Here is a 14,963-nt window from a genome sequence, read left to right on the forward strand (position 1 = left end):
CGCCGAGTCGGCGGTCGGTGCCCAGCAGTGCCCGCGGGGTGAACCGTGACGCCAGCATCCGCTGGACCACCAGCACGCCCTCGGCGATCACCAGGCCCTTGCCGGTGGGCAGGTCCGGTCTGCGATCGATGCTGTTGAGATCTCGGAAGTCGTCGAGCCGCGGATCGGCGGGGTCGTCGACCAGGATCAGCTGTGCCAATTCCCCGGTCGCTTCGCACCTGCCCGCCGAGCGCTCACGCGCCTTCGTCGACGATGGCGAGCATCAGATCGGCCGCTACCAACAGCGTCTTGCGCTGTTCGGGCTCGAGTTCGGCCAGCCGCTGCTGCAGCCATTCCCGGCTGGCGCGGCGCTCCACTTCGATGAGGTCAGCCCCCTTTCCCGACACCGACACCAGTACCTGGCGGCCGTCGTCGGGATGCGGGCACCGGTCGACGAAGCCGAGCTCGCCCAGCGACGCGATCACCCGGGTCATCGACGGGGGCCGCACCCGTTCGCGGATCGCCAGTGCGCCCGGTGTCATCGGACCCTCCTTGGCAAGCGTGGCCAGCGCCGACAGCTGGGACAGTGACACCGGCGAGTCCGGCCGCCGGAAGCGCAACTGCCGCGCCAAGCGCACGACGGCCAGCGATAAATCGCTGGCCAGGCGAGCGTCGGCGTCGTTCACGTGCCAAAGAGTACCGATACGCCTACCGGATTCGATACAGGCGATGGCAGTTTCGCGATCGTTCGGTGCATTCGTGCCGATCGGTTACGTTTGTGAGCGATGGCCGACACGACACCCGAACCCGGCGATGGTGCGCCGGAGCCGCCCCCGTTGCCCGCGGCACTGCTGCAGCCGTGGCCGGTGATCGTCGCGATCGCCGCGTGCTGGCTGGTCGCCGTCGCGCTTGCGTTCACGGTGCCCGGCTTGCACGACTGGCGACCGGTGACGGTGGCCGGGTTGGGCGTAGGCGTGCTTGGCACGTCGATCTTCCTGTGGCAGCGGCGCGCCGTACGGCGCGGCTCCCGCGGCGCGCAGTCCGGACTCAACTGACGCGCATCAAGGCGGCCCGCCGAGACCGGCTAGTTCGCGGGCTCTGCCTGCTCCGTGGGCTCCGCAGACTCTTCCGTCTCGACGGGCTCTGCGGTGTCTACTGGCTCTACCGACTCGACGGCGTCTTCGGCTTCCCCCGTCTGTTCCGTCTGTTCCGTCTGGACCGTCTCTTCGGCTTCAGTTTCGGCACGCTCTGCCGTGTCCGCCGTATCCGGTGCATCTTCGGCAACGACGACCGGAACCACATCGGTGACTTCGATGACGCCGTCGTCGTACGGATCGAACGCCGGCGAGCCGATCCCCGCCGGCGCCGGCGTTTCCGAATGCGCGCCGCAGCCATACTCGTCAGCCACCACGCGACCGTCGGCAGACATCTCGTTGGCGCACACCCCGAAGGCCGTCCCCAGCGATCCGGTCAGTGGCAGGTAGAAGCCGCAGTCCCGGCAGACCCGGCGCGTCGAGCGGGCCATCGTCGAATCCGGCCCGAAATCGCCGTCCTGCCAACGCTGCGCGGCCTCCGTGCGGCCCCACTCGCTGAGCACCTGGCGACGGCCCAATCCGAGCTCGCCTGCGAGTTCGTCGAGGTCCGGGTCACCCGACGACAGGTAGCCGGGCACCAGCCGCGGGTCGTCGGTGGCCGGGGACAGCAGATCACCAGGGCTCAGGTCGCCCGGCTGGACGCGGTCCTGCCACGGCACCCACTGCGGCGCCAGCAGCGCCGTCGGTCCAGGTACCAGGACCACTTCGCTGATCGTGGCACGGTCGGCGCCGGGGTAGGCCGCCACGACGACCGCCCATTGCCAGCCCTGGTAACCGGGCATGTCGGCCAGGAAGCGATGGGTCGCAGCGGTCGGATCGTCGAAGCCGGCGCCGAGGTACTCACCCACGACGTCGGGCCCGCTGAACTCGATGATCGCCGTGCGAGCCAGGTCAACGGCACCCGTCAGCACGGTCGCAAGATCCGCCCGACTGTCCGACGGGGGGACCGCGGCGTCATGCTCGGCGGATTCGATCATGCTGTCCATCGGCACTAATACTGCCTGACAACGCAACACCAAGGCCACACCGGTCGCCCTACGGGCGGCTGCGGTGGCCATGGGGAAGAATCGAATCGTGAGCGGATCGCGTCGTGACCCCGGCAACGCCGGAGACCCGAGGGATCCCCGGTACTATCCCCCGCGGCCACCCGCCGACTCCGGCGAGCACCCCGGCATGGCCAACTACCCCAGCGGCGACGCCGACTTCCGGCGCCGGGCGTCTCGCAACCCGCAGGGCCCGAGCGCCAACCGGTGGCTACCACCGCTGGACGAGACGCAGGCCACCGAGCACAGGGGCCCGCGGGCGGACCGCCCGCCGCGCGGCACAGGCCAGGCCGCGGGCCAACGGGTCACCGTGACGAGGGCCGCGGCGCAACGCAGCCGCGAAATGGGCTCGAAGATGTACGGCCTGTTCCACCGCGCGGCCACCGCCGACGGCGCCGACAAGTCCGGACTGACCGCGCTGACCTGGCCGGTGATGGCCAACTTCGCCGTCGACGCCGCGATGGCCGTCGCGCTGGCCAACACGCTGTTCTTCGCCGCCGCTTCCGGCGAGAGCAAGAGCAAGGTCGCGCTGTACCTGCTGATCACCATCGCGCCGTTCGCCGTGATCGCCCCGCTGATCGGTCCGGCGCTGGACCGGTTGCAGCACGGCCGCCGGGTGGCACTGGCCACGTCGTTCGTGGCGCGCACCGCGCTGGCGGTAGTGCTGATCGCCAACTACGACCCCGCAACGGGCAGCTTCCCGTCGTGGGTGCTCTACCCGTGCGCCCTCGGAATGATGGTGTTGTCGAAGTCGTTCAGCGTGCTCCGTAGCGCCATGACACCCCGCGTGCTGCCGCCGACGATCGACCTGGTCCGGGTCAATTCACGGCTGACGGTGTTCGGCTTGCTCGGCGGGACCATGCTCGGCGGCGCCATCGCCGCTGGGGTGGAATACCTGCTCAGCTTGTTCCACATGCCCGGCGCGCTGTACGTGGTGGTCGCCGTCACGGTCGGCGGCGCGGTGCTCTCGATGCGCATTCCGAAATGGGTCGAGGTCACCGAGGGCGAGGTGCCCACCACCCTGACGTATCACGGCCCCACTGAGCACCTCAGCAGGCCGTCCGACCGCAAGTCCGAGAAGGCGGCCCGACAACCGTTGGGGCGAAACATCATCACCTCGTTGTGGGGCAACTGCACCATCAAGGTCATGACCGGCTTCCTCTTCCTGTATCCGGCGTTCGTGGCCAAGTCGCATGAGGCGAGCGGCTGGGAGCAGTTGCGCATCCTCGGCCTGATCGGCGCTGCGGCGGCCATCGGCAACTTCGCGGGCAACTTCGCCAGCGCCAGGCTCACACTCGGACATCCCGCGCAGTTGGTGGTGCGGGCCACGGTCGCGGTGACCGCCGTCGCTCTGGCCACCGCACTCACCGGCAGCCTGGTGGTGGCTGCGTTCGCCACCCTCGTCACGTCCGGGGCCAGCGCGATCGCCAAGGCGTCACTCGACGCGTCGCTGCAGGACGACCTTCCTGAGGAGTCACGCGCGTCGGCGTTCGGCCGGTCGGAGTCACTGCTGCAACTGGGCTGGGTCGCAGGCGGCGCGACGGGCGTGCTGATCTACACCGACCTGTGGATCGGTTTCACCGCGATCAGCGCCGCGCTCATCCTGGGTCTGGCCCAGACGTTGGTCAGCTACAACGGCGACTCGCTGATCCCCGGATTCGGCGGCAACCGGCCGGTGTTCGCCGAGCAGGAGGGCGCCGTCCCCGACTCGGCGGCCGTGGCGCGAGAGTGAAGAAGGTTCTGGCGGTACTGATTTCGGTCGCGGTGGTGGCTTCGGTGGCCACCGGCGTGCTGATCTGGCGGCTGACCCGCGACCCGGTTCCGCAGCACCCGGAGATCAGCGCGTACACCCACGGTCAGTTGGTGCGGGTCGGACCGTACCGGTATTGCGACGTCTTCGAGATCACCAAGTGCGACGTCCCTGAGACGATCGGCGAACTCGTCGTCACGTCCCGCGACCCGGTGCAGTTGTCGGTGCCGCCGTCGATCTCGAGGGCGCCGTGGGTGCTGCTGCGCGCCTACGAGGATTCCGGGGACAGCGTGGTCGAGGAGTTCCGGCCCGACAGCAAGCTCGCGGTGACCATTCCGACCGTCGATGCGCACCGCGGCAGGTTGACCGGCATCGCGGTGCAGCTACCGACGCTGGTGCGCGACGAGCAGAACAACGTGTTTCCGTGGCCGCACGCCGAATGGTCGGTGCGAACGGTCTGGTCCTAACCGGCCGAGTGCCCCGGCGGCACCCGCTCCGCATCGCGCGTCGCCCCCGGCGGTGAACCGTCGCCGAACGGCTTGCCGCCCAACGCTTCCCGGCCGTGCGGGGTCAGCCAGTTGGACAACTCGGGCCCCTTGGGCACGATCCGGGTGGGATTGATGTCGGTGTGCACGATGTAGTAGTGCTGCTTGATCTGGACGAAGTCGACGGTGTCGCCGAAACCCGGCGTCTGGAACAGATCGCGCGCGTAGGCCCACAACACCGGCATCTCGTCGAGCTTGGACCGGTTGCACTTGAAGTGACCGTGGTAGACGGGGTCGAACCGGGCCAGCGTGGTGAACAGGCGGACATCGGCCTCGGTGATGGTGTCTCCCACCAGAAACCGTTGCCCGCTGAGGCGTTCGGTGAGCCAATCCAGCGCGGTGAACAAGCGGTCGTAGGCCGCGTCGTAGGCGTCCTGGGACCCGGAGAACCCGCAGCGGTATACGCCGTTGTTGACCTCGGTGTAGATCCGCTTGGCCACCTCGTCGATCTCCGCTCGCAGGGGCTCCGGGTAGAGCTGCGGCGCGCCGGGCCGGTGATGGGCCGCCCATTCGGTCGAGAGGTCCAACGTCATCTGGGCGAAGTCGTTGGTCACCACCTGGCCCGTCGGCACGTCGACGATCGCCGGGACGGTGATGCCCTTCGGGTAGTCCGGGAACCGTTTCAAGTAGGCATCCTGCAGGCGCGGGATCTGCAGCACGGGGTCGACGCCGCCGGGGTCAAGGTCGAACGTCCAGCTGCGTTCGTCGTGCGTCGGCCCGCAAAAGCCTATGGACAGAACGTCTTCCAGGCCGAGAAGCCTGCGCACGATGATGGCCCGGTTGGCCCAGGGGCAGGCCCTGGCAACGACGAGGCGGTAACGCCCCGGCTCGACGGGGTAATGATCGGAACCGTCGACTCCGGCTTCTTTTGCTCCTCGCGTCCGCAGGATGCGAGTGGTGATGTAGTTGGTGTCGCGGTTGAAGTCGCCCTTGGGCGCGACGTAGGAAGCCACGGTCCAAGCATGCCCCGTTTTGCCGCGCGTGAGGCCACGCTCGACGAGGAGTCAGGCGTCCAGTTCTTGCGCGACGGCTTTGACCACCTCGGACACCCGGCGGGCGACCTTGCGGTCCGGGTACTTACCCTTGCGCAGCTCGGGCTGCACCGCGCCCTCCAGCAGCGTGATCATGTCCTCGACCATGCCGTGCAACTCATCCGGCGTGTGCTTGTGCTCGACGGTGGCGGCTTCACGGCGGTTGCGGGTCAGGCTCGGCGGCGGGTCGATCACCTTGAGGCTCAGCGCCTGCGGCCCGCGTCGTCCCGCAGCGATGCCGAACTCGACCTTCTGACCGGCCTTGAGGTCCTCCACCCCGGAGGGCAACGCCGAGGAGCCCACGTAGACGTCCTCGCCCTCCTCCTGGGACAGAAAGCCATAGCCCTTTTCGGAGTTGTACCATTTAACCCTGCCGGTCGGCACTGGTCCTCACCCGCTCGTCTCGCTTGCTACCTGGTTACATAATGAAAGCGTCCCGCCTGCGCAGGACGCGAATGCAATGATCCTACTCGGACACCATCTCACCAGCACTCGATTACTCCCGCCCATGCGGCCTGGGCCGCACTCGGTAGGCTGGGATAACCGCTGGAGGGAAGATGCGCCTGATCCTGAACATCATTTGGCTGATCTTCGGCGGTCTATGGCTGGCGTTGGGTTACTTCCTGGCCGGGATCATCTGCTTCGTTCTGATCATCACGATCCCCTTCGGCTTCGCCGCGTTCCGCATCGGCCTGTACGCGCTGTGGCCGTTCGGCTACACCGTGATTGACAAGCCAGGACCACGCCCAGGCGCACTGATCGGCAACGTCATCTGGCTGATCCTGTTCGGCATCTGGCTGGCCATCGGACACGTGATCACCGCCATCGCGATGGCGATCACGATCATCGGCATCCCGCTGGCACTGGCCAACCTGAAGTTGATCCCGGTCTCGCTGCTGCCGCTGGGCAAGGAGATCGTCCCCAACGATGTGGCCGATGGCCGCGTGGGGGTGCCGGGATGACCGCCACGAATCTCGGCCTGCCGTCGCTGCGGTCGGCCGTGGTGGTGTCGGACGCCCCGAGCGCGGGCCCGCTGGTCGACACGTTCGGCCGCGCCGCAACGGACCTTCGGGTGTCGCTGACCGACCGATGCAATCTGCGATGCACGTACTGCATGCCCGCCGAGGGCCTGGACTGGCTTCCTGGCGACGACCTACTGAGCGCGTCCGAACTGGCCCGGTTGATCGGCATCGGGGTCTCCCGGCTCGGCATCACCAACGTCCGCTTCACCGGCGGCGAACCCCTGGTGTCGAAACACCTCGATCAGATGGTGGCGGCGGCCGCGGCGTTGCGCCCGCGTCCCGAAATCGCGATGACCACCAACGGAATCGGGCTGGCGCGCCGCGCAGCACGGCTGAAGGCGGCCGGCCTGGACCGCGTGAACGTGTCCCTGGACACCGTCGACCCCGCTCACTTCGCCCGCATCACCCGGCGCGACCGGCTCCCCGACGTGCTCGAGGGTCTGGCCGCTGCCGCGGACGCGGGCCTTGCCCCGGTGAAGGTGAACGCCGTCCTGGATCCGGTCACGGGCCTCGACGACGCCGTGTCGCTGCTGCGCTTCTGCCTTCGGCATGGATACCAGCTGCGCATCATCGAACAGATGCCGCTGGACGCCGGTCACCACTGGGATCGCGACCAGACCATCGGGGCCGACGCCATCCTGACGACGCTGCGCCATCACTTCGACCTGCAGCCGGACTCCGAGCCACGCGGATCGGCTCCCGCTCAGCTGTGGCGGGTCGACGGCGGCGCAGGCACGGTGGGCGTGATCGCGTCGGTGTCGGACGCCTTCTGCGGCGCTTGCGACCGGACCCGGCTCACCGCCGACGGTCAGGTCCGCAGCTGCTTGTTCTCGCGCGAGGAGAGCGACCTGCGGCGGCTGCTGCGCACCGGTGCGGACGACGACGCGATCGAGGCGCTCTGGCGGGCGGCGATGTGGGCAAAGCCGGCGGGGCACGGCATCAACGATCCCGACTTCATTCAGCCCGACCGCCCCATGAGTGCGATCGGCGGCTGAGGTGGCCGAAGTCGTAGAGGTGAACGTCCGCTACTTCGCGGCGGCGCGGGCGGCGGCAGGCATGGACGAGGAGACGCTCGCGGTCGCTCCTGGGACGTCGGTGAAGGATCTGGTCGAGCGGCTCGGTGTCCGCAGCGCGAACCTGGCCGCGGTGCTGGATCGGTGTTCGTTCCTGTGCGACGGCGTCGCCGTCCGCAACCGGGCCGAACCACTCCGAACAAATCAGACCGTCGATGTCTTACCGCCTTTCGCCGGCGGTTAGCAGTGATATGCGTCACATAACGAAACGGTCACAAACTGTCCCACGTGACGTTCACCTCATCAAACACCTGCGAAAACGCCGCGGCGTGCTGCCCTTTTAATGTCCTCACAAGATTTGCCACGCGCGGAATCGCCGACGCCGTTAAAAGGTGACGTGCACTCGCCTACCCGTTACGGTCATGACCCAAGCCACACGACCTTAATCGGGTGGCCCGCTGTGCCCGATAACGCCGAATTCCATCCGTTGGGCGCCAGCAAACCGACAAGTCGGATGGAGGCGGGGGACCCAACCGGTCCACCGAGATAACAGGACCAGGAGCCTCGGCTCCTTGGGGTGAAGCTGACGTCGCCCTCCAGCGACGTCAGCCGGGTAGCCTCTCCAACCCGAACCCGACAGCTGACCTCGCAGGCGTTTACGAGAGGATTTCTTGCACCTATGGGTCGGCACCGCAAGCCAACTACACAGGCAGTAAACGTCGCGAAGATCGCCTTCACAGGAGCCGTGATCGGCACCGGAAGCATCGCCCTGGCCGGGCAGGCTGGCGCCGCCACCGACAGCGAATGGGATCAGGTGGCCCACTGCGAATCAGGCAACAACTGGGCCATCAACACCGGCAACGGTTATCAGGGCGGCGTGCAGTTCTCGCCGAGCACTTGGGCCTCGCACGGCGGCGGCGAGTTCGCACCGGCTGCGAACATGGCCACCAAGGAAGAGCAGATCGCCGTCGCCGAGCGCGTGCTGGCCTCGCAGGGCCGCGGCGCGTGGCCGGTGTGCGGACACGGGCTGTCCGCCGCGACGCCGCGCAACGTGGTCGCCGATGCACCGCAGCCGCTCGACAACCCCGACGTGAACGGTGAGCTGCCGCCTCCGCCGCCGTTCGACCTCTTCGCGGCCCCCGCCCCGCCGCCACTGGACCCGAACGCACCGCCGCCTCCGCCCGACGGCATCGCGCCGCTGGACGCGCCGATGCCCGATGCACCGCCGCCACTCCCGCCCGCGCCCAATCTGCCTCCGCCTGCGGACGCGACCGTCGTGGCACTCGATGCACCGCTTCCGGCCGACGCGCCGGCACCCGAAGCGCCGCTTCCGGTCGACGCGCCGGCTCCCGATGCGCCGCCGCCCGTGATCGAGGCCGCGAACTGGGATGTCGTCGACGGCGGCCCTGCCCCCGTCGACCAGCCGCAGGCTTGGGCACTGCACGCCGGCGACCTGCCACTCGACCCGGTGGTGCTGCCCGACCCGCCGGCACCCGGCGCGCCCGCACCGGCGCCAGCGCCAGCGCCAGGACCCGCGCTTGCAGCCGCACCGGCGCCGGGACCCGCGCTTGCGGCCCCACCGGCACCGGATCCGTTGGCACCGCTCAACGCCGTCAACATTCCAGCGCCGGCCTTTGACGCCGCCAATCAGGCTGTCTCCGGCGGCCTGCCGACTCCTCCGGACGGCATCCCGCACCTCGCCAGCCCTGACGCGCCGCCGCCGGGTTCGACGATGGACCCGAACGTGAATCCCGATAGCCCGAACGTCAGCTATCTCAAGGATCTGTGGCAAGCGGTGCAGAGCCATGACATCAGTGGCAAGGAAGCCCTGATGATGGGACTGGCCCAGCGCGGAATGAACACGCCGTACCCGGATCAGGCTCCCGGCCCCAACGTTCCGATCACCCCAGGGGATCCGGCGGCCCCGCCGCCCCCAGACGGTGCGTTGCCGCCCGCACCGGCACCGCTGCTGCCGCCGCCTCCCGGCGCGTAATCAGCGCGCCGTCAGGCGGATCCGACCCACTCCTCGGAACCGTCGCCGAAGAACTGGTGCTTCCACACCGGTAGCCGCGCCTTGACCGTGTCCACCAGCAGAGCGCACGTCTCGAATGCCGCCTGCCTGTGGTCGGCCGCGACCGCGGCGACCAACGCGGCGTCTCCGATGTGCAACGTGCCGATCCGGTGGCTGACCGCGATCGCCCGCACGCCGTGACAACCGCGGACGATCTCGTCGGCCACGTCGATCAGCGTCTGCTCCGCGGTCGGGTGCGCGGAGTACTCGAGGTGGGTCACCTGCCGTCCCCCATCGTGGTCACGCACGACACCGGCGAAGCCAACCACCGCCCCCGCGGCCCTGTGGCCCACCAGCGCCTCGTGCTCGGCGAGGTCGATCACGTCGGCGCTCAGCGCCACGCGCACCACGACTGCCGTCATCGGGTGTGATCCTTTCCGCTGAGTTGGTCAAGCGCGTGCTCGAGCACGTCGTCGAGCACTCCGAGACCGTCCTTGACGCCCCCGGGTGACCCGGGCAGGTTGACGATCAGCGTGCCGTCCCGCACGCCGCACACCCCGCGGGACAGTACTGACGTCGGTACCTTCGGGAGCCCGGAACGCCGGATGGCGTCGGCTAGACCGGGGATTTGGTAGTCGACGATGTTGGCGGTCGCCTCGGCGGTGCCGTCGGTCGGCGAGATGCCGGTACCGCCCGACGTCAGGATCACGTCGACCTCTTCTCCGAGCGCGGCGAACAGCGCGCGGCTCACCGCGACGCCGTCGGGCACCACGACCGGAGGGGTCACGTCGTAGCCGCGCTGAGTCAACCAGTCGACGATGACGGGACCGGTGCGATCCTCGTACACGCCCGCCGAGGCGCGGGTAGAGGCGATGATGACGCAAGCCGACCGGGTCACGGCTGTCTGTCCTTCGCGCAGGCGCTCATCACGGCCGCGACCAGGGCCCCGTCTTGCCGCCCTCCTTGCGCACCACCTGGATGCCCTCGATGCGGGCAGCGGGGTCGACGGCCTTGAGCATGTCGTAGAGGGTCAGAGCGGCCACGCTGACCGCCGTCAGCGCCTCCATCTCGACGCCGGTGCGGTCGGTGGTGCGCACGGTGGCGGTGATGCCGATGTCCGTCGAACCCACCTCGAACTCGACGTCGACGCCGGTGAGCGCCAATTGGTGGCACAGCGGGATCAGGTCGCTCGTCCGCTTGGCGGCGAGGATTCCTGCGACCCGCGCGGTGGCCAACGCGTCGCCCTTGGGCAGGCCCACCGTGGCGATCAAGTCGATCACGTCGGCCCGGGTCGTCAGCGTGCCCACCGCGACGGCGGTGCGTTTGGTGGCGTCCTTGCCGGTGACGTCGACCATGTGCGCCGCGCCCGAATCGTCCAGGTGCGACAGCCGATCTGGTCGGGCCGTCACGGCTATTTGTTGATGATCGTGACCGGGTGGGTGTACGGCAACTCGTCGGCCGGCAGCGGGAACGCCAGCTCACCGAACGGCGACAGTGCGCCCGTGCGGTCGGTAGCCAGCTCGCTGACCGCGTGATCGTCGTCGCCGTTGACCTCGGGCCACCCGTTGTCGACGTAGCGCTTCTTCTGCGGTTTCTTCTCAGCCACGCCCACATTGTGGCAGGCAATGCGAACGGTGGCGAGACCGGCGGGCAGTATCGGGCGGCTGGCTTAGGCTGGTCAGCAATGACCGAAGTATCCCCGGGTGTCCCGCTGGGCGCCTGGTTGGCCGAGCTGCCCGACGACCGGATCATCCGATTGCTCGAGTTGCGGCCCGACCTCACCCAGCCGCCGCCTGGCTCGATCGCCGCGTTGGCTGCCAGGGCCCAGTCCCGGCAGTCGGTGAAGGCTGCCACCGACGACCTCGACTTCCTCCGGCTCGCGGTGCTCGACGCCCTGCTGTTGTTGCACGCCGAGACCGCGGCGGTTCCGTTGACCAAGCTGTTCGCGTCGATCGGCGAGCGCAGCTCCGAGGCGCAGCTGACGGAGGCCCTCGACGACCTGCGGGCCAGGGCGCTGGTCTGGGGTGACACCTCGGTGCGGGTGAGCGCCGAGGCTGCGTCGGGACTGCCCTGGCACCCCGGGCAGGTGACGCTCGAGGCCACCGATCTGGACGCGGCGCGGGTGAGTGAGCTCCTCGATGACATCGACCTGCCCCAGCGCGAGCTGCTGGAGCGACTCGTCGACGGGTCGCCGGTCGGCCGCACCCGCGATGCGGCGCCGGGCACCCCGTCGGACCGGCCGGTGCAACGGCTGCTGTCGGCGGGACTGCTGCGCCACGTGGACGCCGACACCGTGATCCTGCCGCGGCTGGTGGGTCAGGTGATGCGCGGCGAGTCACCAGGGCCCATCGGCCTCACGCCGCCGGACCCGGTGGTGACGACGACGAAGGTGGCCGACGTCGACGCGGTCGCCGCCGGTGCCGCCATCGACCTACTGCGCGAGATCGAGGTCGTGCTCGAGGCGCTCTCAGGCGCACCGATCCCCGAGTTGCGCAGCGGCGGACTCGGCGTGCGTGACGTCAAGCGGCTGGTGAAGGTCACCGGCATCGACGACCAACGACTCGGGCTCGTCCTCGAGGTTGCCGCCGCGGCCGCACTGATCGCGGTGGGCGTGCCCGAACCGGACCCGCTCGACGGCGGCGGCACCTACTGGGCGCCGACAGTCGCCGCCGACCGGTTCATCGAGGCGCCTGCCGCGAATCGCTGGTATCTGCTGGCGTCGACATGGCTGGATCTGACGTCCCGGCCCGCCCTGATCGGCCAGCGAGGTCCGGATGGCAAACCCTATGCCGCGCTTTCGGATTCGCTGTACTCCACCGCCGCGCCGCTGGACCGGCGACTGCTGATGTCGGTGCTCGCCGACCTGGCGCCCGGGCTGGGCGTGGACGCGGACCTCGCGTCACGCGCGCTGGTGTGGCGCCGGCCCCGGTGGGCGGCGCGGCTGCAGCCGAAGCCGGTCGCCGCTCTCCTCACCGAGGCGCATGCGCTTGGTGTGGTCGGACGTGGCGCCATCGCGACCCCGATCCGCAAGCTGCTGGCCGGAGATTCCGAGGCCGACGTCGTCACGGCGATGGCAAAGACGCTGCCCAAACCGATCGACCACTTCCTGCTGCAGGCCGATCTCACCGTGGTGGTACCCGGTCCGCTGGAACGTGAGCTGGCCGAGCAATTGTCGGCGCTCGCCAACGTCGAGTCAGCGGGGGCGGCGATGGTGTACCGAGTCGGCGATCAGTCGATCCGGCGCGCTCTGGACACCGGTCGCACGGCGAGCGAGATTCATGCCTTCTTCGCGCGGCATTCCAAGACACCCGTGCCGCAGGGATTGACCTATCTCATCGACGACGTCGCCCGCAGGCACGGCCAGCTGCGGGTCGGCATGGCGGCCTCGTTCGTCCGGTGCGAGGATCCCGCGCTGCTGGCTCAGGCCGTCGCCGCGCCCGCGGTCGACGCGCTCGAGGTGCGCGTCCTCGCCCCGACCGTCGCGGTGTCGCAGGCCCCGATCGCCGAGGTACTCGCCGCGCTGCGCACTGCCGGTTTCGTGCCGGCGGCCGAGGACTCGTCGGGCACGATCGTCGACATCCGCACCCGCGGCGCCCGGGTCCCCGCACCCACCCGGCGCCGCGGCTACCGGCCATCGTCCACCCCGACCCTTCAGACGCTTGGCGCCATCGTCGCCGTGTTGCGCAAGGTCGCTGCCGCGCCCTTCGGCGCAGGCCGCCTCGATCCGGCCGAGGCGATGGCCCAACTGCAGCACGCCTCCCACCAACAGGCGTCGGTGGTGATCGGCTACGTCGACCCGGCCGGGGTCGCGACCCAGCGCGTGGTGGCCCCGATCAACGTCCGGGGCGGCCAGCTGACCGCCTACGATCCGGCGTCCGGGCGGGTACGTGAGTTCGCCATCCACCGTGTGACGTCGGTGGTGGCCGCCGACCCTGGATAATGGACGCAATGACCTTCAGAGCGCGTAGCGCGTCATTGGGGAATGGGCATCGCGCATGACCGACGGCCCCCTGATCGTGCAGTCCGACAAGACCGTGCTGCTCGAAGTCGACCACGAGCTCGCGGGCGCCGCCCGAGCGGCGATCGCGCCATTCGCCGAGCTGGAGCGCGCCCCCGAGCACATTCACACCTACCGCATCACCCCCTTGGCGCTGTGGAACGCCCGCGCGGCGGGTCACGACGCCGAGCAAGTGGTCGATGCCCTGGTGTCGTTCTCGCGCTACGCGGTGCCGCAGCCCCTGCTGGTCGACATCGTCGACACGATGGCGCGCTACGGCCGGCTGCAACTGGTGAAGAGCCCCGTACACGGCCTGATACTTGTCAGCTTGGACCGCGCGGTGCTCGCGGAAGTGCTGCGCCACAAGAAGATCGCCCCGATGCTGGGCGCCCGCATCGACGACGACACCGTGATCGTGCACGCCAGCGAGCGCGGCCACATCAAGCAGATGCTGCTCAAGATCGGATGGCCCGTCGAGGACCTGGCCGGCTACGTCGACGGCGAGGCCCACCCCATCGCGCTGGAGCAGGACGGCTGGGAGCTGCGCGACTACCAGGAGATGGCCGCCGACTCGTTCTGGGCGGGCGGCTCGGGCGTGATCGTGCTGCCGTGCGGCGCGGGCAAGACCCTCGTCGGTGCCGCGGCCATGGCCAAGGCCGGCGCCACCACCCTCATCCTGGTGACCAACACGGTGGCAGGCAGGCAGTGGAAGCGCGAGCTGATCGCCAGGACCTCGCTCACCGAGGAGGAGATCGGCGAGTACTCCGGCGAGCGCAAGGAGATCCGACCGGTCACGATCGCGACCTATCAGGTGATCACCCGCCGCACCAAGGGCGAGTACCGCCACCTCGAATTGTTCGACAGCCGCGACTGGGGGCTGATCATCTATGACGAGGTGCACCTGCTGCCCGCCCCGGTGTTCCGCATGACGGCCGATCTCCAGTCCCGACGCAGGCTCGGGCTCACCGCGACGTTGATCCGCGAGGACGGCCGGGAGGGTGACGTGTTCTCGCTCATCGGGCCGAAGAGGTATGACGCCCCGTGGAAGGACATCGAGGCGCAGGGCTGGATCGCGCCTGCGGAGTGCATCGAGGTGCGCGTGACGATGACCGACAACGAGCGGATGATCTACGCCACGGCCGAGCCCGAGGAACGCTACAAGCTGTGCTCGACGGCGCACACCAAGATCGCGGTGGTGAAGTCGATCCTGGCGCGCCACCCGGATGAGCCGACGCTGGTGATCGGGGCGTACCTCGATCAGCTCGACGAGCTCGGTCGGGAGCTCGACGCGCCCGTGATTCAGGGCTCGACGAAGACCGCGGATCGCGAAACGCTGTACGACGCGTTCCGGCGCGGAGAGATCCGGACGTTGGTGGTGTCCAAGGTCGCCAACTTCTCCATCGACCTGCCGGAAGCCAGTGTGGCCGTGCAGGTTTCGGGAACATTCGGGTCGCGGCAGGAGGAGGCGCAGCGGCTCG

Annotated in this window: 17 protein-coding genes, 1 pseudogene and 1 riboswitch; of the genes and pseudogenes, 9 read left to right on the forward strand and 9 right to left on the reverse strand. The window is 69.1% G+C overall.

Annotated features, from left to right (window positions below):
* Both QOC69_RS31885 and QOC69_RS31890 read right to left on the reverse strand, forming a co-directional pair.
* Positions 1-199: pseudogene (locus tag QOC69_RS31885) on the reverse strand (TrmH family RNA methyltransferase); the annotation flags it as partial.
* Positions 200-233: 34 nt separating this feature from the next.
* Positions 234-665: an Rv0880 family HTH-type transcriptional regulator gene (locus QOC69_RS31890; RefSeq protein ID WP_526446496.1), complete on the reverse strand. Its 432-nt coding sequence runs from the start codon at positions 663-665 to the stop codon at positions 234-236.
* Positions 666-764: 99 nt separating this feature from the next.
* Here QOC69_RS31890 and QOC69_RS31895 point away from each other — a divergent pair, with 99 nt between their 5' ends.
* Entirely contained in the window at positions 765-1,034 is a 270-nt protein-coding gene (locus QOC69_RS31895) for a DUF2530 domain-containing protein (RefSeq protein WP_526446497.1), read from the forward strand.
* 29 nt (positions 1,035-1,063) lie between these two features.
* Here QOC69_RS31895 and QOC69_RS31900 read toward each other — a convergent pair whose 3' ends face one another.
* On the reverse strand, positions 1,064-2,059 hold the full coding sequence (locus QOC69_RS31900; protein ID WP_526446498.1) for a DUF3027 domain-containing protein: 996 nt from the start codon (positions 2,057-2,059) through the stop codon (positions 1,064-1,066).
* 187 nt (positions 2,060-2,246) lie between these two features.
* Between QOC69_RS31900 and QOC69_RS31905 the strand changes: the two genes are divergently transcribed.
* Positions 2,247-3,848: an MFS transporter gene (locus QOC69_RS31905; protein ID WP_526446511.1), complete on the forward strand. Its 1,602-nt coding sequence runs from the start codon at positions 2,247-2,249 to the stop codon at positions 3,846-3,848.
* Positions 3,845-4,333 carry a DUF2771 family protein gene (locus QOC69_RS31910; protein ID WP_526446499.1) on the forward strand — a complete coding sequence of 163 codons (489 nt, stop codon included), beginning with the start codon at positions 3,845-3,847 and terminating at the stop codon, positions 4,331-4,333. Before QOC69_RS31905 ends, QOC69_RS31910 begins: the two co-directional genes overlap by 4 nt.
* On the opposite strand, the gene QOC69_RS31915 is transcribed toward QOC69_RS31910, so the two are convergent.
* Positions 4,330-5,364 (reverse strand): glutathione S-transferase family protein, encoded by a 1,035-nt coding sequence (locus QOC69_RS31915; protein WP_526446500.1) that lies wholly within the window; start codon positions 5,362-5,364, stop codon positions 4,330-4,332. The genes QOC69_RS31910 and QOC69_RS31915 overlap by 4 nt on opposite strands.
* 51 nt (positions 5,365-5,415) lie before the next feature.
* Positions 5,416-5,826: a cold-shock protein gene (locus tag QOC69_RS31920; protein ID WP_526446501.1), complete on the reverse strand. Its 411-nt coding sequence runs from the start codon at positions 5,824-5,826 to the stop codon at positions 5,416-5,418.
* Positions 5,827-5,999: 173 nt separating this feature from the next.
* Between QOC69_RS31920 and QOC69_RS31925 the strand changes: the two genes are divergently transcribed.
* The 4 genes from QOC69_RS31925 to QOC69_RS31940 all read left to right on the forward strand — a co-directional run bounded on the left by QOC69_RS31925 (position 6,000) and on the right by QOC69_RS31940 (position 9,470).
* Complete coding sequence (locus QOC69_RS31925) at positions 6,000-6,404, forward strand: YccF domain-containing protein (protein ID WP_526446502.1); 405 nt, start codon at positions 6,000-6,002, stop codon at positions 6,402-6,404.
* Positions 6,401-7,459 carry a GTP 3',8-cyclase MoaA gene (gene moaA / locus QOC69_RS31930; RefSeq protein ID WP_526446503.1) on the forward strand — a complete coding sequence of 353 codons (1,059 nt, stop codon included), beginning with the start codon at positions 6,401-6,403 and terminating at the stop codon, positions 7,457-7,459. The genes QOC69_RS31925 and moaA overlap by 4 nt, the downstream gene beginning before the upstream one ends.
* Position 7,460: 1 nt before the next feature.
* On the forward strand, positions 7,461-7,721 hold the full coding sequence (locus tag QOC69_RS31935) for a MoaD/ThiS family protein (protein ID WP_526446504.1): 261 nt from the start codon (positions 7,461-7,463) through the stop codon (positions 7,719-7,721).
* 217 nt (positions 7,722-7,938) lie between these two features.
* Positions 7,939-8,147, forward strand: a riboswitch (cyclic di-AMP (ydaO/yuaA leader).
* A gap of 9 nt (positions 8,148-8,156) precedes the next feature.
* Positions 8,157-9,470: a transglycosylase family protein gene (locus tag QOC69_RS31940; protein WP_526446505.1), complete on the forward strand. Its 1,314-nt coding sequence runs from the start codon at positions 8,157-8,159 to the stop codon at positions 9,468-9,470.
* A gap of 11 nt (positions 9,471-9,481) precedes the next feature.
* Here the strand turns inward: QOC69_RS31940 and QOC69_RS31945 are convergent, their stop codons facing one another.
* Genes QOC69_RS31945 through QOC69_RS31960 form a run of 4 tightly spaced genes read right to left on the reverse strand, consistent with a single transcriptional unit; the run spans position 9,482 to position 11,100 of the window.
* A complete protein-coding gene (locus QOC69_RS31945; RefSeq protein ID WP_526446506.1) occupies positions 9,482-9,910 on the reverse strand; it encodes a molybdenum cofactor biosynthesis protein MoaE in 429 nt (142 codons plus the stop codon).
* Positions 9,907-10,386, reverse strand: coding sequence for a MogA/MoaB family molybdenum cofactor biosynthesis protein (locus tag QOC69_RS31950; RefSeq protein WP_526446507.1), 480 nt, complete (start codon positions 10,384-10,386; stop codon positions 9,907-9,909). Before QOC69_RS31950 ends, QOC69_RS31945 begins: the two co-directional genes overlap by 4 nt.
* A gap of 28 nt (positions 10,387-10,414) precedes the next feature.
* Complete coding sequence (gene moaC / locus QOC69_RS31955; RefSeq protein ID WP_526446512.1) at positions 10,415-10,843, reverse strand: cyclic pyranopterin monophosphate synthase MoaC; 429 nt, start codon at positions 10,841-10,843, stop codon at positions 10,415-10,417.
* Positions 10,844-10,899: 56 nt separating this feature from the next.
* Entirely contained in the window at positions 10,900-11,100 is a 201-nt protein-coding gene (locus QOC69_RS31960; protein ID WP_526446508.1) for a hypothetical protein, read from the reverse strand.
* A 72-nt stretch (positions 11,101-11,172) separates the two neighbouring features.
* On the opposite strand from QOC69_RS31960, the gene QOC69_RS31965 reads away from it, so the two are divergent.
* On the forward strand, positions 11,173-13,428 hold the full coding sequence (locus tag QOC69_RS31965) for a helicase-associated domain-containing protein (RefSeq protein WP_526446509.1): 2,256 nt from the start codon (positions 11,173-11,175) through the stop codon (positions 13,426-13,428).
* 55 nt (positions 13,429-13,483) lie between these two features.
* A partial coding sequence (locus QOC69_RS31970) for a DNA repair helicase XPB (protein WP_526446510.1) occupies positions 13,484-14,963 on the forward strand: 1,480 nt, incomplete at its 3' end.

It is taken from the genome of Mycobacterium sp., from assembly GCF_032162105.1.
GTDB lineage: Bacteria > Actinomycetota > Actinomycetes > Mycobacteriales > Mycobacteriaceae > Mycobacterium.